At 49.4% G+C, this 20,859-nt stretch carries 19 protein-coding genes; 11 read left to right on the top strand and 8 right to left on the bottom strand.

The genetic code is table 11. From position 1 onward, the window contains the following. Positions 1 to 7: 7 nt before the first annotated feature. The 3 genes from EOE67_RS10085 to seqA form a co-directional block, all read right to left on the bottom strand. Positions 8 to 2,497, bottom strand: a complete 2,490-nt coding sequence (locus tag EOE67_RS10085; RefSeq protein ID WP_127698962.1) for a glycogen/starch/alpha-glucan phosphorylase — start codon at positions 2,495 to 2,497, stop codon at positions 8 to 10. A gap of 193 nt (positions 2,498 to 2,690) precedes the next feature. Further along, complete coding sequence (gene pgm / locus EOE67_RS10080) at positions 2,691 to 4,337, bottom strand: phosphoglucomutase (alpha-D-glucose-1,6-bisphosphate-dependent) (protein ID WP_127698961.1); 1,647 nt, start codon at positions 4,335 to 4,337, stop codon at positions 2,691 to 2,693. A gap of 53 nt (positions 4,338 to 4,390) precedes the next feature. Continuing rightward, a complete protein-coding gene (gene seqA / locus EOE67_RS10075; RefSeq protein WP_127698960.1) occupies positions 4,391 to 4,936 on the bottom strand; it encodes a replication initiation negative regulator SeqA in 546 nt (181 codons plus the stop codon). 145 nt (positions 4,937 to 5,081) lie between these two features. On the opposite strand from seqA, the gene EOE67_RS10070 reads away from it, so the two are divergent. The 4 genes from EOE67_RS10070 to fldA are packed head-to-tail and all read left to right on the top strand — an operon-like array spanning position 5,082 to position 6,943. Beyond that, on the top strand, positions 5,082 to 5,846 hold the full coding sequence (locus EOE67_RS10070; RefSeq protein WP_127698959.1) for an alpha/beta fold hydrolase: 765 nt from the start codon (positions 5,082 to 5,084) through the stop codon (positions 5,844 to 5,846). Between the two features lie 59 nt (positions 5,847 to 5,905). Beyond that, a complete protein-coding gene (locus tag EOE67_RS10065) occupies positions 5,906 to 6,127 on the top strand; it encodes a DUF2788 domain-containing protein (protein ID WP_068065231.1) in 222 nt (73 codons plus the stop codon). Further along, positions 6,127 to 6,399 carry a LexA regulated protein gene (gene ybfE / locus EOE67_RS10060; protein WP_127698958.1) on the top strand — a complete coding sequence of 91 codons (273 nt, stop codon included), beginning with the start codon at positions 6,127 to 6,129 and terminating at the stop codon, positions 6,397 to 6,399. The genes EOE67_RS10065 and ybfE overlap by 1 nt, the downstream gene beginning before the upstream one ends. A gap of 13 nt (positions 6,400 to 6,412) precedes the next feature. Continuing rightward, complete coding sequence (gene fldA, locus EOE67_RS10055; protein WP_127698957.1) at positions 6,413 to 6,943, top strand: flavodoxin FldA; 531 nt, start codon at positions 6,413 to 6,415, stop codon at positions 6,941 to 6,943. A 108-nt stretch (positions 6,944 to 7,051) separates the two neighbouring features. Here the strand turns inward: fldA and EOE67_RS10050 are convergent, their stop codons facing one another. Further along, positions 7,052 to 7,561 carry a DUF4442 domain-containing protein gene (locus EOE67_RS10050; RefSeq protein ID WP_127698956.1) on the bottom strand — a complete coding sequence of 170 codons (510 nt, stop codon included), beginning with the start codon at positions 7,559 to 7,561 and terminating at the stop codon, positions 7,052 to 7,054. Positions 7,562 to 7,714: 153 nt separating this feature from the next. Between EOE67_RS10050 and fur the strand changes: the two genes are divergently transcribed. After that, positions 7,715 to 8,155 carry a ferric iron uptake transcriptional regulator gene (fur, locus tag EOE67_RS10045; RefSeq protein WP_068065227.1) on the top strand — a complete coding sequence of 147 codons (441 nt, stop codon included), beginning with the start codon at positions 7,715 to 7,717 and terminating at the stop codon, positions 8,153 to 8,155. Positions 8,156 to 8,285: 130 nt separating this feature from the next. Here the strand turns inward: fur and EOE67_RS10040 are convergent, their stop codons facing one another. The 3 genes from EOE67_RS10040 to EOE67_RS10030 all read right to left on the bottom strand — a co-directional run bounded on the left by EOE67_RS10040 (position 8,286) and on the right by EOE67_RS10030 (position 10,628). Next, on the bottom strand, positions 8,286 to 8,705 hold the full coding sequence (locus EOE67_RS10040; RefSeq protein WP_127698955.1) for a hypothetical protein: 420 nt from the start codon (positions 8,703 to 8,705) through the stop codon (positions 8,286 to 8,288). Positions 8,706 to 8,952: 247 nt separating this feature from the next. Continuing rightward, positions 8,953 to 9,879, bottom strand: coding sequence for an FAD-binding protein (locus EOE67_RS10035; protein ID WP_127698954.1), 927 nt, complete (start codon positions 9,877 to 9,879; stop codon positions 8,953 to 8,955). Then, on the bottom strand, positions 9,879 to 10,628 hold the full coding sequence (locus EOE67_RS10030) for an electron transfer flavoprotein subunit beta/FixA family protein (protein WP_127698953.1): 750 nt from the start codon (positions 10,626 to 10,628) through the stop codon (positions 9,879 to 9,881). Before EOE67_RS10030 ends, EOE67_RS10035 begins: the two co-directional genes overlap by 1 nt. A gap of 401 nt (positions 10,629 to 11,029) precedes the next feature. Here EOE67_RS10030 and EOE67_RS10025 point away from each other — a divergent pair, with 401 nt between their 5' ends. Together EOE67_RS10025 and EOE67_RS10020 are read left to right on the top strand one after the other, a co-directional pair. After that, complete coding sequence (locus EOE67_RS10025; RefSeq protein WP_206099556.1) at positions 11,030 to 12,664, top strand: electron transfer flavoprotein-ubiquinone oxidoreductase; 1,635 nt, start codon at positions 11,030 to 11,032, stop codon at positions 12,662 to 12,664. Between the two features lie 172 nt (positions 12,665 to 12,836). After that, positions 12,837 to 13,706 (top strand): 5'-nucleotidase, lipoprotein e(P4) family, encoded by an 870-nt coding sequence (locus EOE67_RS10020; RefSeq protein WP_127698951.1) that lies wholly within the window; start codon positions 12,837 to 12,839, stop codon positions 13,704 to 13,706. Positions 13,707 to 13,939: 233 nt separating this feature from the next. Here EOE67_RS10020 and EOE67_RS10015 read toward each other — a convergent pair whose 3' ends face one another. Continuing rightward, positions 13,940 to 14,902 carry an aldo/keto reductase gene (locus EOE67_RS10015; protein ID WP_127698950.1) on the bottom strand — a complete coding sequence of 321 codons (963 nt, stop codon included), beginning with the start codon at positions 14,900 to 14,902 and terminating at the stop codon, positions 13,940 to 13,942. Between the two features lie 172 nt (positions 14,903 to 15,074). Here EOE67_RS10015 and EOE67_RS10010 point away from each other — a divergent pair, with 172 nt between their 5' ends. The 4 genes from EOE67_RS10010 (at position 15,075) to EOE67_RS09995 (ending at position 20,841) form a co-directional block, all read left to right on the top strand. Then, positions 15,075 to 16,925, top strand: coding sequence for a sensor histidine kinase (locus EOE67_RS10010; protein ID WP_164852281.1), 1,851 nt, complete (start codon positions 15,075 to 15,077; stop codon positions 16,923 to 16,925). Further along, positions 16,918 to 18,315 carry a sigma-54-dependent transcriptional regulator gene (locus EOE67_RS10005; RefSeq protein ID WP_127698948.1) on the top strand — a complete coding sequence of 466 codons (1,398 nt, stop codon included), beginning with the start codon at positions 16,918 to 16,920 and terminating at the stop codon, positions 18,313 to 18,315. Before EOE67_RS10010 ends, EOE67_RS10005 begins: the two co-directional genes overlap by 8 nt. A gap of 266 nt (positions 18,316 to 18,581) precedes the next feature. Further along, complete coding sequence (locus EOE67_RS10000; RefSeq protein ID WP_127698947.1) at positions 18,582 to 19,889, top strand: dicarboxylate/amino acid:cation symporter; 1,308 nt, start codon at positions 18,582 to 18,584, stop codon at positions 19,887 to 19,889. Continuing rightward, complete coding sequence (locus tag EOE67_RS09995; protein ID WP_127698946.1) at positions 19,876 to 20,841, top strand: porin; 966 nt, start codon at positions 19,876 to 19,878, stop codon at positions 20,839 to 20,841. The genes EOE67_RS10000 and EOE67_RS09995 overlap by 14 nt, the downstream gene beginning before the upstream one ends. The last annotated feature ends 18 nt before the right edge of the window (positions 20,842 to 20,859 follow it).

The raw sequence follows: 20,859 nt of genomic DNA, 5'->3' as shown, positions 1-20,859 counted from the left end.
TCGATCGTCAGACGTTACCCACTTCGCATTTGGTCAATTGCCAAACGCGCGCCACATAATCTTCAATCGAACGATCTGAGGTAAACTTGCCAACACTGGCGGTGTTGAGAATGGCCTTTTTCGCCCAGCCCGCTTTATCGCGGTACCAGCCATCAATGGTTTCCTGCGCTTTGACATAAGATGCAAAGTCCGCCATCACCAGATAATGGTCGCCACCTTCAATGAGGCTGCGTTTAATCGCCGCCAGTTCACCTGGTTTACCTGGGGTGAAATAGTCGGTTTCCAGCCAGTCCAGAATCGCTTTTAATTCCGGATTGTTGTAGTAGTAATCGCGACTGTCGTAGCCTTTGGCGTACAGCGCTTTCACTTCATCCACGGACAAACCAAAGATCGCAATATTATCACTGCCTACTTCTTCGGCGATTTCAATATTCGCGCCGTCCATAGTACCAACCGTGATGGCGCCGTTCAGCGCCAGCTTCATATTGCCGGTACCGCTGGCTTCTTTACCGGCGGTCGAGATTTGCTCTGATACATCGGCCGCCGGGATCATCTTCTCGGCCAGGCTGACCCGGTAGTTCGGCATAAACACCACTTTAATCCGGTTCTTCACCCGTTTATCGTGGTTAATTTTGTCGGCGATTTTATTGATAGCGTAGATAATATCTTTGGCCAATTTATAGCCAGGCGCCGCTTTGGCACCAAAGAAGAATACGCGTGGCACCATGTCATAATCCGGATCCTGCAAAATCCGACGATACAACGCCAGAATATGCAATAAATTCAGATGCTGACGTTTGTATTCATGCAGACGTTTAATTTGCACGTCAAACAGCGCATGCGGGTCAATGGCGATACCGGTCAGGTTTTTCACCACTTCGGCCAGATCGGCTTTGTTTTGTTGCTTGATCGCCATAAAGGCATCTTGCATCGCTGGATCATCGGCATGGGCTTGTAGCGCTGATAATTTGGTTAAATCAGTTGGCCAATCAGTGCCGATGGTATTATCCAGCAGTTTTGATAACCGCTTATTACAGGCTTTTAACCAGCGCCGCGGCGTCACGCCATTGGTAATGTTGGTGAACTTATCCGGCCATAACGCGACCATTTCCGGGAATAAATCGGATTTTACCAAGGCAGAATGCACTTCGGCCACGCCGTTGACCCGAAACGATCCAACCACCGACAAATGCCCCATCCGCACCATTGGCTCGTGGCCTTCTTCGATAATCGACAGTTTACGTTTTTTCTCGACATCACCCGGCCAACGCACATCAACCTGCTCAACTAAGAAGCGGCGGTTGATTTCATAAATAATTTCAATATGGCGCGGTAACACTTTTTCGAACAATCGCACCGGCCAACGCTCCAGCGCTTCTGGCAGCAAGGTGTGGTTGGTGTAGGCAAACACATGCTGACAAATGTTCCAGGCGTCTTCCCAGTTCATTTCCGCACGGTCGACCAATACCCGCATCAGTTCAGGAATTGCGACTGCCGGATGCGTATCGTTGAGCTGGATCACCACTTGTTTGGCAAAGTAACTCCAATCATCGCCATGCGCGCGTTTATAGCGGCGGATGATGTCTTTCAGCGAACTTGAGCAGAAAAAGTACTGCTGGATTAAGCGCAGTTCTTTACCGGCATCGGTATCGTCATTTGGATACAGCACTTTAGAAATGGTTTCCGCTTCGATGTTTTCGCGCGCAGCATCGACATAACCACCTGAGTTAAACACGTCCCAGTTAAAAAAGTCACTGGCGCGGCTTTCCCACAAACGTAACACGTTCACTGAACTACCGTTGTAACCCACCACTGGTATATCCCATGGCACGGCTTTGATGATGCGACCGGGGTGCCAGACTTTTTTCATTTTGCCTTGCAGGTCGTACACAGTTTCAACGTAGCCGTAAACGGAGATTTCCTGCGCCGATTCTGGTCGGCAAATTTCCCACGGATTACCATATTCACGCCAGCTATCCGGGCGTTCAATCTGGAAACCATGTTGGAATTCTTGTTTAAACAGGCCATGTTCGTAGTGAATACCATAACCAATGGCCGGGTAATTTAACGTCGCTAACGAATCGATAAAACAGGCTGCCAGCCGGCCTAAACCGCCGTTGCCAAGCGCCATGTCTTCTTCTTGTTCTTCTAAATCGGCGATGTCCATGCCAAGTTCGGCCAGCGCCTGTTTGGCGGCGTCGTAACAACCGAGATTGTGCAGGTTATTGCTAAACAGTCGGCCCATCAGATATTCGAGGCTGAAATAATGCACAGCGCGGGTATTTTGCTGATAGTGCGTGCGCTGGGTGTTACGCAGACCGTCAAATACGTATTCGTTGATTGAGGCGCAAGTCGCGCGCCACCAGGCCTGAGGGCTGGCTTTATTGACATCGGTGCCCAAAGTGCCGTGTAAGTGGCGGATAATTCTATCTTTTAATTCTGCAGCCGTGGGCAACGCTGCCACTGCAACCGTCGCATTTGATGATATTGGTTTCATGATCTATTTCCAGTTTGCCAGATCCGATTATCGCCAGGCGACAATGACCACAGCTTGAGACGCGGGAGGTCGATGCTGCTTTTATTATTCTTGTAGTAAAATTACAGAATGTACGGCTATTCGTCAAGGAAACAGACTATTACGACTGCATACCGTAATTTAATTACATACGAATGCAGTCGCTTGACAGGACTTAGATCTGGTCAAAAACACTTTGCACAAAGGCTTTGGCGTCTGTTTCTAACCGCACTAAATGCGCCTGATCAACAAAACTTTCCAGATAAATTTTGTAGCTGTTTTCGGTGCCTGATGGCCTGGCTGCGAACCAGCCGTTTTGCGTCACCACTTTCACCCCGCCAATGGCCGCATTATTGCCCGGCGCTTTGCTCAGCACCGCCAGAATAGGGTCACCAGCGAGCTCAGTTTGCGTCACGCTGGCCACGTTTAAATTCTTCAGCGCATTTTTCTGGGCAAAATCAGCAGGCGCATCTAACCGACGGTACAACGGCGCGCCAAATTCGCGGGTCAAAGCCTGATATTGCAAATAAGGGTCAACACCGGTTTTGGCAATCATTTCGGCTGCTAACAACCCCAAAATAAAGCCATCTTTATCGGTAGACCAGACGCTGCCATCAAAGCGTAAGAAGCTGGCGCCGGCTGATTCTTCACCGCCAAATACCAAACTGCCGTCATACAAACCGTCAACAAACCACTTAAAGCCAACCGGCACCTCAAACAAAGTACGGCCACGGCCAGCCACCACCCGGTCAATCAAGGCGCTGGAGACCAGGGTTTTGCCGATTTTTTTATCCAATCCCCATTGTGGTCTGTTGCTGATTAAATAATTTATCGCCACTGCCAAATAATGGTTTGGATTGAGTAAACCGCCGCTGCGGGTAACAATGCCGTGCCGGTCAAAATCCGGATCGTTACCAATACCTAAATCAAACTGATCTTTGAGTTTAATCAGGTTGGCCATCGAATAAGCTGAGCTGCAATCCATCCGGATTTTGCCGTCTTTATCCAGCGGCATAAAACCAAAAGTCGGGTCGACGACCTCATTTACCACCGTAATATCAAGGCCATACCGTTTGGCAATTTCCGGCCAGAAGGCAATGCCAGAACCACCTAACGGATCCACGCCAATTTTTACTTTAGCCTTGGCAATCGCTGCCATATCGATGACTTGTTCTAAATCATCAACATAGGGCTTCACGTAATCATGCAGCTGATAAAGTGGGCTTGTTATAGCATCAGCAAATGACAGTTGTTTGACAGCGTGCAAACCATCCGCAATCAGTTGGTTCGCGCGTTGTTCAATCCAGGACGTGGCATCCGTGTCAGCCGGACCACCATGCGGTGGATTGTATTTGATACCGCCATCTTCCGGCGGATTGTGCGAAGGGGTAATGACGATGCCATCAGCCAGCGCCGGTTGCTTACTGGCGTTGTAGCGTAAAATCGCGTGCGAAATCACCGGCGTTGGCGTGTAACCGCCACCGGTTTGTACTTTGAGCTGCACACCGTTGGCAATAAACACCTGCACCGCAGAAATAAACGCCGGCTCTGATAACGCATGGGTGTCTTTACCTAAAAACAGCGGACCACTGATGCCTTGCGCCGCGCGATATTCGGCAACGGCCTGGCTAATAGCCTTGATATGCGCTTCGTTAAAAGATGCCAAGGCAGCACTGCCACGATGGCCGGAGGTGCCAAAACTCACCCGCTGAGCTTGCTGCGAAACATCCGGTGCCAGCACGTAATACTCTGAACACAATAACGGGATGTTGGCTAATTTGTCCCTGGTCGCAACTTGTCCGGCTTGCGGATGAACTGACATACTCTCTCCTTTTAAAAATGTCTGACGTGCCCTATAAAAAAATCTAATTTGCCTTATAAAAAATCTCTGATTTGTTCGGCTTCGATCTGGCTATAACCGAGTTTTAAAGCGGCTTCGGTCAACATCATCTTTTTACGGGTGGTGTTGGAATTGGTAATCACCCAAAACTCGCTGTTGGGAATAGGTTTTGGATTGGTGCTACTGCCCGCCTCCAACAAATCAGCTTGTTTACGGGCAAAATACAACCGGTTGCGGCCTTTGATTTCAGCGACTAAAGCAAATTTTCCTTTGTGAGCACGAGCCAACGCCGACAAAATAATTAAAAACCGCCCGACCACGCTTTGTTCGGCTTGTAAGTCTTGCTTGCTTAAAATGTCGAATACTTTCTGATGGTTAGCTGCTGGTTCAGCGGCGACTTTAGGCTCTGTAGTCGCTTTGACGGCAGCTGGGGTGCTGACTTGACCGACGATAGCTTCTGCGGTGGCGACTGCATCCGGCAGTAACAAACGGCGTAAAATTTCCGAAGCGCTTTCCCCGATCTGCTGGGTCTGACTGGCAATGTAATGATAAAGCTCTTCATCTATCTCTATTGTTTTCATAAAGCTACCTTAAAACCCAAACGAAAGACCGGCATTATATAAATGGACGACGGCTGACGCCAGCCCGGCAATTTGTTAACATTACCCTTCAATGCTGTTGGGTGCTGCTGTTTAGCCGTGCTGATTTCGTCGCCGAAGGAAAATCATGATATTACATACTGACATAACAGGCCAAGGTCAACCACTGGTATTAATCCATGGTTTATTTGGCAGTTACGAAAATTTAGGTGTCATCGCCCGGGCGTTGCAGCCCGATTTTCAGCTGATGAATGTCGATTTGCGTAACCATGGCCGCTCGCCACGTGCTGACCGCATGGATTATCCACAAATGGCGGCGGATGTATTTGAGACGCTGGATAGTCTACAAATCACCCAATGCGCGGTATTGGGGCATTCGATGGGCGGCAAAGTCGCAATGCAAATGGCCTTGTCAGAGCCTACGCGAGTGAGCAAACTGATCCTGGCCGATATTTCGCCGGTGGTAAACGAGCCGCGTCATCAGCGGATATTACAAGGTTTGGCCGCGATTGATTTAACCGCGCTCAACGATCGTAAACAGGCTGATTTATTGATACAGCCTTTTGTTGATGAACTGGGCGTACGGCAGTTTTTACTCAAGAATTTATACAAAGACCCAACAGACCAGTTCCAATGGCGCTTTAATTTAACCGCCCTTATCGACAACTATCAGCAGCTCCTGGCGGCTCCTGAATCCACCCAGCCCTACAAGGGCGATACGTTGTTTATCAAAGGTGGCAATTCTGATTATATTCAGGCTGCGCATCAGCCGCTTATCTTGAAATTATTTCCAAACGCTAAGGCCAAAATTATTCAGGGCACCGGCCACTGGCTGCATGCAGAAAAACCTGCGGCCTTCAGTAAAATAGTCTCTGACTTTTTATTGCGTTAGCGCATAAAAATTTTGCCGCGTTATGCTATAGTGCGCCGGTTTTTTTGAAGGTCATCACCATGCTCAATGAATATATGGAACAAATCGAAGCGGCAAGTCTTTGGTTTTTTCTTTCAGTGTTGTTTTTTTTGATTGGAATGGCCATTCAGGACGTACTTAAAAAGGGTGACGTACCTAAGTTTGGCCGGATTTTTGTCTGGATTGTGTTGTTTGTTGGCTGTGCAGGTTTCCTGGCCAAAGGCGTCATTCAGTTTATTTACGAGTCAAAAGGGTTAGGTTAATGGCGAAGATTGCCACCGATCGCACCACTATCGATCTTTTTGCAGCAGAAAAACGGCCCGGTCGGCCAAAAACGAATCCGCTACCGCGGGAAGAACAGTTAAGGCTGAATAAACGAAACCAGATCCGCCGGGATAAAACTAAAGGTCTGAAACGCATTGAGTGCAAAGTCTCCGAGCAACTATATCAGCAGCTCGACACCAAAGCACAGGCGCTGCAACTCACCCGCAGCGCATTGATTGAACAACTGTTAGCTGAAGCTCTCGCAAAGTAGGAAGGCTCTAATTATGGCAACTGTAGGTATATTTTTTGGCAGCGATACCGGTAACACCGAACATATCGCGAAAATGATCCAAAAAGAACTGGGTAAAAATTTACTGGCTGTGCATGACATCGCCAAAAGCACCAAAGAAGATATCGCCGGTTATGACCTGCTGATGTTCGGGATCCCAACCTGGTATTACGGCGAAGCGCAGTGTGACTGGGATGATTTCTTCCCTGAACTGGAAAATATCGATTTTAACAACAAGTTAGTCGCTATTTTTGGTTGTGGTGATCAGGAAGATTACGCTGAATACTTCCTCGATGCGATGGGCACTTTACGTGACATTATTGAACCACGTGGCGCTATTATCGTCGGTCACTGGCCGACCAAAGGCTACAATTTCGTGGCTTCTAAGGCGTTAGCGGACAACGACCACTTTGTTGGTTTAGGCATCGACGAAGACCGTCAGCCAGAGTTGACTGAAACCCGTGTTAAACAATGGTGTAAGCAGATTTATGATGAGCTGAGCCTGGCGGAATTGGCTGGTTTATAAGATTTCTGATTTGCATAAAAAACCACTGCTGGATCTGATGATTGGCAGTGGTTTTTTATTTGGTTTTTTTGCAGTTTCTAGCCTGGCAGACCCACGCCAGCCCTGACATTAATCGTCCGCGCCTGTTTGCTCTGCCATTTTCCGGTTCTCGCCGGGACGGTGCTTGCGCTTTTTCCGGATATAAACCGTACGGTTTACTTCACAAACGATTTCGCCTTGTTGGTTCTTTAAATGCACCAGAAACTGTGGAAAGTACTTATCACCCTGCTCGGTCGCGGCCTTAATTTCCGCTAAAACTGCATCACCGAGCCAAAATTCGGCAATAAGCTTGCCATGACCGGGTTTGATATAATCGATATCGGCTTTTTTGTCCCACACCAGATATTCTTTGCCCAGCGCGCCCATCAGCATCAATGGATACATCGGATCGGTCATCGCAAACATCGCGCCGCCAAATTGGCTGCTGTTGATATTCCGCCGCCACGGCCGATCATTGAGCCTGACCTTGGCATATCGGTAATCTGTCGCGAGTTCGACAATTTTAATACCATTAAAGAAAAATGGTGGCCAGAAATTTAACAAATGCCGCATCACTGCCGGATTAAACGCCCACCGCATAATACCTCCAACTGGTATGACCTGATTTTGCAAATATACCCGAAATTGCCACTCCAACCAAGTAGTGTCCTCAGACAAAGGTAGATTTTGCTTTTCCTATCAAAGAAAATAGCCTTATAATCCATTCATCTCCAATTATGAGTACTAAAGCAGATGTCAGATCACAACAGCGAACTACGCAAAGCCGGCCTGAAAGTGACCTTACCAAGGGTGAAGATCCTGGAAATTTTGCAGGACCCCGGACATCAGCATATTAGTGCTGAAGATGTTTACAAAATCCTGCTGGAAATCGGCGAAGATATTGGCCTTGCCACCGTCTATCGTGTACTGAACCAGTTTGATGATGCCGGCATTGTTACCCGTCATCATTTTGAAGGCGGTAAATCGGTGTTTGAACTAAGCCGGATTGATCACCACGATCATTTAGTTTGTTTAAATTGCGGTAAAGTCATCGAATTCGAAGATGATGAAATTGAACGCAAACAGCTGGAAATTTCCGAACAGAATGGCATAAAACTGACTCACCATAGCTTGTATTTATATGGCGAATGTGTCGATAAAGTCAGTTGCAATAAATTCAAAGAGAAAAGCTGAAACCTGGTTTCAACTACTGCAGCAATGTAAAAAGGCGCTTAAAGCGCCTTTTTTGCTTTTTAAACTATCTCCTGGCCAGCGTTGGTGGTTTTACCCTTCCATTCACTTTAAGGCCGCCACACAGACCTTGTTACTCAACAAGACTGCACTGGCGCAACTTACACTGGGGTAACGGTGTTGGTAGCATCTGACAGGTGCTACGCATTCCTAGCCGCTGCTGTTGTTGCTGTTTAAGTTTGGTATAACGGTCGTTGGTGATCGCCAGTAATTTTTCGTCGGTATTTACTGCTGAATACGGCAGATATTGCTCCGGCCCACCACAAGGACGATTGCCAACCGCCAGCACTTTACACTCGGCAGTTTCGCGGCAGCTTTTGTCTTCCGTCAGACGCTGCATCCGCTGATGCAGCTGTTTGGTATCGACTTGCAGCTGCGCCAAAGGGCCATCCAGCTGATTGACCAGGCCATCGGTTTGCTTGGGAATTGTGGTACAACCGCTGACGAGCAGCGAAAATCCAAACATTAACAACGAAATTTTGGCGTTCTTCACAGTGTTCTCCCTGAAAAAGTTACCGTATTGTAACGAATGCAGCATGGATCACAAGTATCGCGTGAGCGAAGCCCAGAAACCTTTGTTCCGTCAGCCTGTTACTTATATCACACCAGCATCAATCACCTCAGTAAACTCATTCGCAGCTGGATAGCCGCTGAACAACCTGCGTTGCCGTTTTTCCAGCGCATATATAAAAAAAGCCAGTATGAAACTGGCTTTTAGGTTTGGTTATGTTGGTGCAGCGCTAAAGTTTGGCTTCAAGTTCCGGTAAAGCCACAAATAAATCGGCCACCAGACCATAATCCGCCACTTGAAAAATTGGCGCTTCAGCGTCTTTGTTAATGGCAACGATCACTTTCGAATCTTTCATGCCAGCTAAATGCTGGATAGCTCCAGAAATACCGACGGCAATATACAGATCCGGCGCCACAATTTTACCGGTCTGGCCAACCTGCATGTCGTTTGGCACAAAACCGGCGTCAACGGCAGCACGGCTGGCACCAATGGCCGCGTTTAATTTGTCGGCAATGCCTTCCAGTAATTTGAAGTTGTCGCCGTTTTGCATGCCACGACCACCAGAAATGATGATTTTTGCTGCAGTTAGCTCTGGCCGTTCAGATTTGGTCAGCTCTTCGCTGACAAACAGCGATAAACCAGCATCTGTTGCTTGTGCTACCGCTGCAATCGGTGCCGCGTTACCAGTTGCCACTGCATCAAAGGCTGAACTGCGCACAGTTAATACTTTAATGGCATCAGCAGATTGCACTGTAGCAATGGCGTTGCCAGCGTAGATTGGACGCACAAAGGTATCTGCACTTTCAACGGCAATCACGTCAGAAATCTGCGCCACATCCAAAAGTGCAGCAACGCGCGGCAGGAAATTTTTACCATGCGTAGTCGCAGCAGCCAGGATATGACTGTAATCACGACCTAATTCAACCACCAGCGCCGCCACGTTTTCTGCCAGCTGATGCTGATAACAAACGGCATCGGCCAACAGCACTTTGGTGACACCAGCTAAAGTCGCTGCTTCGGCCGCAGCAGCGGCGCATTGAAAACCGGCCACTAACAGATGAATATCACCACCAATTTTGGCAGCAGCGGCCACTGTTTTGGCGGTATCAGCTTTTAATGCCTGCTGGTTGTGCTCTGCAATAATTAAAATAGCCATTAGATCACCTTTGCTTCTTGCTTTAATTTCGCGACTAGCGCGTCAACGCTGTCAACCATCACTCCGGCCTGACGTACTTTTGGCGCTGCAACTTTCAGAGTTTTTACCTGGCTTTGTAACGCCACGCCAAAACTGTCAGCAGCAACGATGTCCAGCGGCTTTTTCTTGGCTTTCATAATGTTTGGTAACGACGCATAACGCGGTTCGTTCAGGCGTAAATCGGTAGAAACCACCGCCGGAAGTTTTAACGAGACCGTCTGTAAACCACCGTCAATTTCGCGGGTAACTGCAACTTTGCCGTCTGCCACCACAACTTTTGACGCAAAAGTGCCCTGACCCATGCCGGTTAAAGCCGCCAGCATCTGGCCGGTTTGATTATTATCAGAATCAATGGCTTGTTTACCGATAATCACCAGCTGTGGCTGCTCATTACCAACAACTTTGGCCAGCAGTTTCGCCACTTGTAATGAATCGAGGTTCAGTTCGGTTTCAATAAGAATGGCGCGATCAGCACCTAAAGCCAATGCGGTGCGTAATTGCTCCTGGGCACCGGTTTGACCGATGGAAACCACCACCACTTCAGTCGCAATACCCGCTTCTTTTAAACGGACTGCTTCTTCCACCGCGATTTCACAAAACGGGTTCAGTGACATTTTGACGTTGGCTAAATCAACGCCGGTTTGGTCTGCTTTGACCCGGACCTTCACGTTATAATCGACGACCCGTTTTACCGGTACTAATATTTTCATGGATAGGAACCCCTGTCTGCATTGGTCAGGTTGACGTGAAGGTAAACTTCAGCTGTTATTGATGCCGGACAATCTAACTACTGTTGACGTTAACGTCAACCTGAAATACCCTTGCAAGCAGCACAAAGGTGTAGAAATTTATCTGCGATCTAGATCCGATACTTGCCGTTTACCCAAAATCATTGAAGATGCGGGTAGGCGGCAAGTGAGCGAGACCCCAGGAGCATAGCTGTTCTATGTGACTGGGGCGAGAACACGCGGCCAACACCCCCGCAACTTCAAGGATGACGGGTAAAAACATAAGTTGAACAGCTATTGCTGCTGCATGCAAGACCAGCAGCTGACGGTAATCAATCATACACAAAATAATAATGAAGGGGACCGCCGTGGAACGCGAATCAATGGAGTTTGACGTGGTAATTGTCGGGGCCGGACCGTCAGGCCTGTCGGCAGCGATCCGTCTGATGCAGCAAGCAAAAGCTGCCAATACTGAATTAACAGTGTGCGTGGTGGAAAAAGGCTCAGAAGTTGGTGCCCATATTTTATCTGGCGCGGTGTTTGAAACCAAAGCCCTGAACGAGTTGTTACCGGACTGGCAAGAGCTTGGCGCCCCACTCGGTACCGCGGTCAGCCATGATGATATCTATTTTCTGCAATCTGATACACAGGCGCGTAAAATCCCGCATCTGCTGGTGCCTAAAACCATGCATAACAGCGGCAACTATATTGTGTCGATGGGCAATATCTGTCGTTGGCTGGCCAGCCAGGCTGAAAATCTCGGTGTCGAAATTTTCCCGGGTTTTAGCGCTGCCAGTCTGATTATTGAAGACAATGTGGTGAAAGGCATCGTCACCGGCGACATGGGACTGGATAAACACGGCCAACAAAAAAACAGCTTTACCCCAGGCATGGAGCTTCGCGCCAAATACACGTTATTTGCCGAAGGATGCCGTGGTCATTTGGGTAAAGAGCTCATTAACCATTATCAGCTGGATGCCGGTAAATCGCCGCAGCATTATGCCATTGGTTTTAAGGAAATCTGGGACATTGATCCAAACAAACATCAACCTGGTTTAGTGCTGCATTCGGCCGGCTGGCCACTCCAAAGTGACACCAGTGGCGGCGGTTATCTGTATCACGCTGAAAATAATCAGGTGGTGGTCGGTTTAATCATCGACTTAAATTACAGCAACCCATATTTAAGCCCGTTTGATGAATTCCAGCGCTATAAACATCACCCGGTGATCAGCCAGTATTTAACAGGCGGCAAACGGGTCTGTTACGGTGCGCGTGCTATCGCCAAAGGTGGTTTGAATAGCCTGCCGAAAATGAGTTTCCCTGGCGGTTTACTGATTGGTTGTGACGCCGGCACCTTGAACTTCGCCAAAATCAAAGGCAACCACACGGCGATGAAATCCGGCATGCTGGCCGCTGAAGCGGTATTTGCCAAACTTGCTGCCGATCAACAAGGTGGCAGCGATTTAACGTCGTTCCAAAGCTTATTTGAACAAAGCTGGTTATATGACGAATTATACTGCTCGCGTAACTTTGGGCCGGCGATGCATAAGTTTGGATCCTTACTTGGTGGTGCTTTTAACACCCTGGATCAGAATGTGTTTGGTGGTAAATTACCTTTTACTCTGAAAGATAATACGCTTGACCATGCCAGCCTAAAGCTTGCTGCAGACTCGGTGCAGCTGCAATACGCTAAACCAGACAATGTGCTGAGTTTTGATAAGCTGACCTCGGTATTTTTATCCAACACTAACCATGAAGAAGAGCAGCCGTGCCATTTGCAATTGCTGGATGCCAGCATTCCGATTGCGGTGAATTTCGCAAAATACGCCGAACCGGCGCAGCGCTATTGCCCGGCGGGTGTCTATGAAGTGGTTGGCATTGAGACGAACGAGCCACGGTTGCAGATCAATGCGCAAAACTGTGTGCACTGTAAAACCTGCGATATTAAAGACCCCAGTCAGAATATTCGCTGGGTGACGCCAGAGGGCGCTGGTGGTCCGAATTATCCGAATATGTAATTTGAGCGGAGTTTATACATCCATCAGGCAGCTTATCGCTGCCTGATTTCGTTTATTGGTGTTATCCATTCGCAACATAAAGTAACGCCTTAATACTCAGGTTCATCCCGCCAAAGATTGTAATTTAGCAAAATGGCATTATCATCTGCGTTTTAGTTGCATTGAGGTGCTTATGTCTTTGGTATTTAATACGCTTCCCGGCAAAATCGCTGTGTCTGCCCTACTCATCGTCAATTTAACCGCTTGCCAAACTGCAGCGCCAGTGGTGCCGTCAAACTCAGGGGCTGCTCAACCAACAGCACACAATAATTTTAATAGCGTGTTGTGGTATCAGACTTCTGCCGAATTTCGCGCGAACGCCATCCAAACTTATCGTCAGGCGACTGATTTATTGAGCAAGGCCAAAAGTGACCCAAGCTGGACGGTGTGGCCGCAAACCAATGCCGCGAATTTACCCGCAGCCATTATTGTTGATATCGACGAGACGATTTTAGATAACTCACCAGCCGCAGCGCAGGATGTGCTGACAAACGCCGCTTTTAGTGATGCCAGCTGGGATCGCTGGGTCAGTCTGGCTAAAGCCGATGCAGTGCCGGGTGCAGTGGCTTTTGTCAACGCAGCTGAGGCTATGGGCATTAAGGTGCTGTATATCAGTAACCGCGCCTGTACTGTGCGTGCTGGCGATAATCGCACTTGTCCACAAAAAGACGATACGTTGAATAACTTAAAAGCCGTTGGTATTCAACAAATTAGCGCGGCACAGCTCTGGTTAAAAGCCGAACAAGCGGATTGGAGCAGTGAAAAAGAAAGCCGCCGTCAACTGGCGATGCAAAGTTATCGGGTGATTATGTCGGTCGGTGATGATTTTGGCGATTTCCTGCCGAATGTGAAGAAGAACATCACACCAGCACAACGCGCAGCATTAGTGGATCAATATCAGACGCATTGGGGCTCCAGGTTCTTTATGCTGCCAAACCCAACGTATGGTTCATGGGACACCATCCTGAATCAACCAAAACAGCAATATCTGCGTGGCTTCTAAAGCTACCGCAGTCTCGGTGATTAACTCCCTTGCAAAGCACTGAATATCAATAGAAATTGTAGGGCGGACTCACCGAAGGTAGTCCGCCGTTAGGTGACAAAATTTCGCGTGATCATCCGGCGCACTACCGCTGACGCGGTGAGTGACGCCCTACGAAAATAGATGAATTTAGGTAAAGCGTCGGGCGGACTCACCGAAGGTAGTCCGCCAGCACGCTGAATAGAATTAACATATTACGGCAATGGCTGGCCACGGCTTGCCACATAAAGCGCGTACCAGTGCTCACGGCTCAGTTGGATATTCCGGGCTTCAGCACAAGCTTTGATCCTTGCTGGGTTGGTGGTACCAATCACTGGTTGAATACCAGCCGGATGGCGCATTAACCATCCCAGCACTATTGCCTCAGGTGAACATTGATACAGTGCCGCCAGTTTTAAGACCAGTGCAGCAGTCTGTTGCTGGGCCGGAGTTTGTGGTGCTTTGCCGCCGGTAAACAACCCTTGCGCTAAGCTACCCCAGGCCTGAATTTGCACTTGATGTTGCTGACAATATTCGACCGTGCCGTAGCCAAAAAAGTGCGAGGCGCCCTCTGTCATGCCGGTTAACACGTTTTGCTCTAACCAATCGATTTTCGCCAGGCTCATTTCCAGTTGATTGACTAAAATGGGCTGCGTCATCGCCGATTGCAGTAATTGCAGTTGCGGCACACCAAAATTTGAAACGCCGACATTGCGAATTTTGCCTTCCTGTCGTAACGCGTCCAGCACTGCAGCAACTTCATACACGTCCATTAACGGATCCGGCCGGTGTAACAACAACACATCGATATAACCGCATTGTAACTGCCTTAGCGACAGCTCGACTTGTTGGCGGATATAACCGGCAGAAAAATCGTAACGGCCAACGGCTTCGTCGTCTTTGAAACGAATGGCGCATTTAGTTTGGATCAGAATTTTTTCCCGTAAACCCGGCTGCAGCGCCAGATAGTCGCCGAATACTTGTTCGGCTTTGCCGCGGGTATAGATATCAGCGTGGTCAAACAAGGTGAAATTCTGCTCCAGCGCACTGTCCAAAGCCTGATACGACAAACGGCGCGCATCAGCGCTAATGTCAGGAACATTCCAGTCACCGCCCAGCCCCATACAGCCAAACACCATGGCGCCTGCCGTTGGATATGTTGTTAAAAGTGGTTGCATCAAAAAATACCGGTTAGGAAAAACAAAACAGCAGTGTAGCGAAAACAGCGAGCTTGCCCAATCACTTTTCTAAATCAGTCTCCTCGCGCTGTACTCGCCAAACTTGCCGCAGCTCACTTCTCAACTTACACTGCCTCTAATTAAAATGATCGCCAATTTTCAGGGACTTACTTTGAGCGAAAAGTCACGCCTGCCACATTGGTGGTGGCGCGCCGTGTCCGGCTATCTGCTGTGGATGCTGCTGTTGGCCATATTCGGTCAACATTGGGTATTTGCGCGCCAGCAACAACAAAGTGCCGCACAGGCCGAGCGGCTGGCGGCATTTATCCGCTATGAAATTGGTCGTTATGCCGATGTTGCCGCAACTATTGCTAAATCCGAGCCCCTGGTAGCGCTGGTACAACAAGCTGACTTTCCGGCACTCAATCGTTATCTGTATGATTTACAACAAGCCTCGCAAAGCGCCGATGTCTATCTGCTGGACCCGGCAGGCCTGGTGCTGGCAAGCAGTAATTACCAGAGTGATAGCTCATACGTTGGACGGGATTTTGGATTCCGGCCTTATGTGCAGGCCGCTGTTAAGGGTGAAAACGGCCAATATTATGCGCTGGGTCATACCAGCGGCCGCCGTGGTTATTATTACAGCGCACCGGTTTATCAGCAGCAACGTCTCATTGCGATCATTGCGTTAAAAATCGATTTAGAGCCTATAGAGCAGCAACAACAAGCCATCGCTGGCTTAAACGGCTGGCACTTTCTGGTGACGGGTCAGAGTCAGGAAGTATTTTTATCAGATAAGCCCGATTGGCGTTTTAAAACTTTACAGCAACAGCACCTAAGCGCGGCGGAAAAAGAGCGTTATCTGACCCAACCGCTGAGCCCGCTTGGCCAACAGCAGCAAGCTGCGCTGTTGGCGCCTGCGTATGGATTGTGGCAAATGCCGGTTGCCAGCTCTCATCAATCGTTTTTGCCTTTTTCGCTGGAGTTGCCTGAGTTTGGCTGGCAACTGGTGTTATTGCAGCGACCACAAAACGCCCCGCTTGGCTGGCTGCTGTTGTTTGGCACTTTATGTTATCTCGGCAGCGCGCTCGGTTGGTTGTGGCTGCGCGAACGCCGTAAACGCCGATTACAGCTACTGCAGCACAATCAGGCGTTAGAACAACGGGTGCTGGCACGTACCGCAGAACTGGCTGACACCAATCAACGGCTGGTGCTGCAAATTTCCAGGCGTGAACAAACTGAATCCGCTTTGGCGCAAACCGAACAGGAACTGGTGCAAGCAGCAAAACTTGCGACTATCGGCAGTTTGTCAGCTTCGCTCAATCACGAGCTAAATCAGCCGCTGACCGCGCTGCAAAGTTACACCCAAAATACCCAGCGGATGCTGGAAAAGTCGATGGTGACTGAAGCAACAGCCAATCTTGGCGCGATGCTGAAACTGATCCAGCGACTATCGAATATCATCGCCCAGTTTAAAGATTTCAGCCGCCCCGGCAGCGGTAAAAACCAGCCGGTTGAGCTGCAAAAAACTCTGTTGGACGCCCTTGGCATTGTGCAACATCAATGTCAGCGTCAAGGCGTTAAAACCCGGCTGAAACAACCGGAGCAGCCGCTGTGGGTATTGGTTGATCCAATCCAACTTGAACAGGTGCTGGTGAATATTCTGACCAATGGCCTGCACGCCATGTTACAGACGCCGGAGCCCGGATTTTCTATTGTGCTGGAGTCGGATCAGCAACAAGCGTTGATCCGAATTCGCGACAACGGCCCTGGCATTGAACCGCATCATCTGGAACGGATTTTTGAAGCCTTTTTCACCACCAAGCAGCGTGATGGTCTCGGCCTTGGATTATCGATTTCGCAGCGCATTATGCAGTCGTTTGGTGGCAGTTTGCAGGTCGCCAATCATCCGCCACAAGGCGCTGAATTTACCATCCGTTTGCCGCTGCACTCACCATTACAAGCGCCATTACCAGCGCCACTGCAGCAGCCTGAACCTTATGCCGGAGCCTCCGATGCCTGAACCCCTATTACAGCTTTGGTTTGTCGATGACGAAGCCGAGATCCGCGAAGCGGTGGCGCAGTTGTTTCAGCTCGAAGGTATTGCTTGTCGCACCAGCGCTAACCCTTTTGAAGTGCTGAAACAGTTGTCGCCTGACTATGCCGGCATTGTACTGACCGATATCCATATGCCAGCAATCAACGGCTTGCAGCTGCTGGAAAAAATCACAGCCATTGACCCCGAGTTGCCGGTGGTGGTGCTAACCGGCTACGGCGCGGTGGCGCTGGCGGTAAAAGCTCTGCAGGCCGGCGCTTATGATTTTCTGGAAAAACCTTTTGATAACAGCCACTTGCTGGAAGTGGTGCAGCGCGCGTTGGAAAAACGCCGGTTGACGCTGGAAAACCGGGCACTCAAAGCGGCAGTCGCGCGCGAGCAACAGCCTGGTCAGCGTATTTTAGGGCAAAGCCCGCCGATGCAACAACTAAGGCAACTGATCGATCAGATCATCGACGCCCCCGCCGACGTGCTGCTGTACGGCGAAACCGGTTGTGGTAAAGAGCTGATCGCCCGTTACCTGCACGAACAAAGCAGTCGCAAACAGCGTAATTTTGTCGCGATTAACTGCGGCGCTATTCCAGAGCAGCTGATTGAAAGTGAGTTATTTGGCGCTGAAGCAGGAGCTTTTACCGGCGCCGATAAAAAACGGATTGGTAAGTTTGAATTCGCCAATGGCGGTACTTTGCTGCTGGACGAAATTGAAAGTACCCCGCTGTCGCTGCAGGTGAAATTGTTGCGGTTGTTGGAAGAGCGCAAAGTCACCCGGCTGGGCTCAAATCAGGCGATTGATTTGGATATCCGGATAATTGCCGCCAGCAAAGTGGATTTACAGGCGCTGGCCAAGACCGGCGAGTTCCGGCTCGATTTATATTACCGCTTAAGTTTATTGCAATTGCAATTGCCACCCCTGCGGCAGCGGCGCGAAGACTTAGCGCTGTTATTCGCCCATTTTGCACGGATTGCCGCCGCGCGTTTTCACAAAGAATATCTACCGCTGGCGGTGTCGCAGTTGCAGCAATTACAACAACATGACTGGCCAGGTAATGTACGGGAGCTGCGCAATCTGGCCGAGCGTTATGTGCTGCTGGGGCCACAAGTAGCTTTTGCCACGTCAGGGATCAGCGCCGAGCATGGCATTACCGGCCATATGACCTTGCAGCAACGGGTCGAGTTTTACGAAAAAAGCTTGCTGGAAGAAGCGTTAAATCAGCATAAAGGCTCGATTAAAAACGTGATGTCTGAGCTTGGCTTAGCGCGTAAAACGCTGTACGACAAAATGACCAAATACCAAATCATCCGCCGCGATTTTTTAGATAAAGCGGATGACAGCCTGGATAGTGACAACTCGGATTAATCGATCAGGCTGTGACCCTATCCTGCAAGCTTGAAACGGATTGCTGTTAGCTGACCTACCCACATCCGCCAGATGCAAATGGGTGGGTTTGGTGACAACCCAGAGTTAGCTTTGGGTGGATATCCACCCACCCGCATTGTCCAATCAAATGGAAAACAACATAACCATCTGTTTTAATAGCCAATTAAACAAATAATCTAACTGGCCTTTTGCTTGCTACATCATTGCTGACAAGGAGATTTCCTCCGCCTATAAGAGCAATCATCATGAAACAAGCAACAGGTCGTTTGTTATCCAGTTTGTATGTACAAGTTCTGATCGCCATTTCTATCGGCATCCTGCTCGGCCACTTCTGGCCTGACACCGGTGCCGCCATGCAACCCCTTGGTACCGCCTTTATTAAACTGATCAAAATGATCATCGCCCCGATCATTTTCTGCACCGTGGTGATTGGTATCGCCGGGATGGAGGATATGAAAAAAGTCGGTAAAACCGGTGGTTACGCCCTGCTGTATTTTGAAGTGGTGTCGACCATAGCGCTGATTATCGGCTTGGTGGTGATTAATGTAGTGAAGCCAGGCGTTGGCATGAACATCGACCCGGCAAGTCTTGACCAACAATCCATCAGCAAATACACCGCGCCGGATCAGATGACCGGCACCGTCGACTTCCTGCTCAACGTGATCCCAAGTAGCGTGTTTGACGCTTTTGCCCGTGGCGATATGCTGCAGGTGCTGTTTTTCTCGGTATTTTTTGGCTTTGCGCTGCAGCGGATGGGCGGCCGGCAGAATCTATTGTTTGGCTATATTGAAAAAAGCTCAGAGCTGCTGTTCACCATCGTGCAGATGATCATGAAAGTGGCGCCGGTTGGTGCTTTTGGCGCTATGGCGTTTACCATCGGTAAATATGGCATCGCGTCTTTGTTGTCCTTGGCGAATCTGATGGCGACTTTTTACCTGACCTGCCTGCTGTTTATCTTTATCGTGCTGGGCGGTATTTGTCGGTTACATGGTTTTTCCATCAGCAAGTTTATTCGGTACATCAAAGAAGAATTATTGATTGTGCTCGGCACTTCAAGCTCAGAATCGGTTTTGCCGCGGATGATGGCGAAATTGGAACAAGCCGGCGCTGGTAAGTCGACTGTCGGCCTGGTGATCCCAACCGGCTATTCTTTTAACCTCGACGGCACCGCAATTTACCTGACGATGGCGGCGGTATTTATCGCGCAAGCCACCAACACGCCAATGGATTTAACTCAGCAATTAACTTTGCTCGCGGTGCTGCTGGTAACGTCCAAGGGCGCTGCTGGTGTGACCGGTAGTGGTTTTATTGTGCTGGCGGCAACCCTGGCTTCGGTTGGCTCGGTCCCGGTGGCTGGGATTGCGCTTATTCTGGGGATTGACCGTTTTATGTCAGAAGCCCGCGCTTTAACCAATCTGATTGGCAATGGCGTGGCGACTTTGGTAGTAGCGAAATGGTGTGGCGAGTTGGATGAGCAGCAGCTGCATAACGAGCTAAATAAAACCCCTGCCGCCACAAACCCTGCGCCTGAGGTGTCGCATGCCAAAGTTTAAACTTGGGGCGGTCGCCACCCTTTTGATGTGCAGTGGCGCCGCTCCGGCGGCTGAATTCAACCCAAAGCTCGCATGGTACGGCAAACTGGACGTCCAAGCCTTGTCGGTCGACCAAGGTTTGTTCCGCTACGCTGATCAAGGCCATCAGCTGGAAATGCCATTCAGTCGACTTGGGCTCAAAGGCAAACAAGCCTTGACCGACGATCTGGCGCTGATTTTTGTCTACGAATGGCAAGTCAATGGTCTGGATGATGCCAACCGTGAACACCGGCTTGGCGCCCGTAACACCTATATTGGGCTGAGTGGTAGTTTTGGCGAACTGATATTTGGTAAAAACGATACCAAATTCAAAAAATCCGAAGGCAAAGCCGACTTATTTAATGAATATATCGCCGATATCGCGCAGCTGACCGCCGGGCAAGATCGGCTAAAAAACATCATTGGTTATCAATCGCCACAATGGGCTGGTTTTTCCGTAGCCGCCAGTTATCAGACCGCTGTTGACAAAGAACAAGCTGGTGGCCATGATCTGAGCCTTAGTTATGGCGATAGCGCGCTGAAAAAGTATCCGCTGTTTCTGTCGGTATCATTGGCGAAGGAATTGAATAACCTCAATGCCGAACGGGTGTTGCTGCAATGGCCGTTATGGCGCGGCGCAGACAGTTTATGGGCGGCGGCCGTGATGTGGCAGCATAGTGAACACCAGATCAATGGTAAGTCAGGTACGGCGCGGCTGGCGCAGCTCAGTTATCAGCAAAGTAGCTGGACCACCAAGCTGCAGTGGCAACAAGACCATAGCCGACTTCGCCAACAGGAAGCGGCGACGCTGCAAAGTGTTGGTGTTGATTACCAGCTACGCTCTGACGTTACGCTTTACGGCTTAGCCAGTCGGCTAAAACTGGAAACAGATCAAGATCATGCACTCGCCATTGGGATAAAGTATAGTTTCTGACATCGCCCCCTGGCCGAG

This window comes from Rheinheimera riviphila, assembly GCF_004005945.1.
GTDB classification, from domain to species: Bacteria; Pseudomonadota; Gammaproteobacteria; order Enterobacterales; family Alteromonadaceae; genus Pararheinheimera; species Pararheinheimera riviphila.
This window is presented reverse-complemented; position numbering and strand designations above follow the sequence as displayed.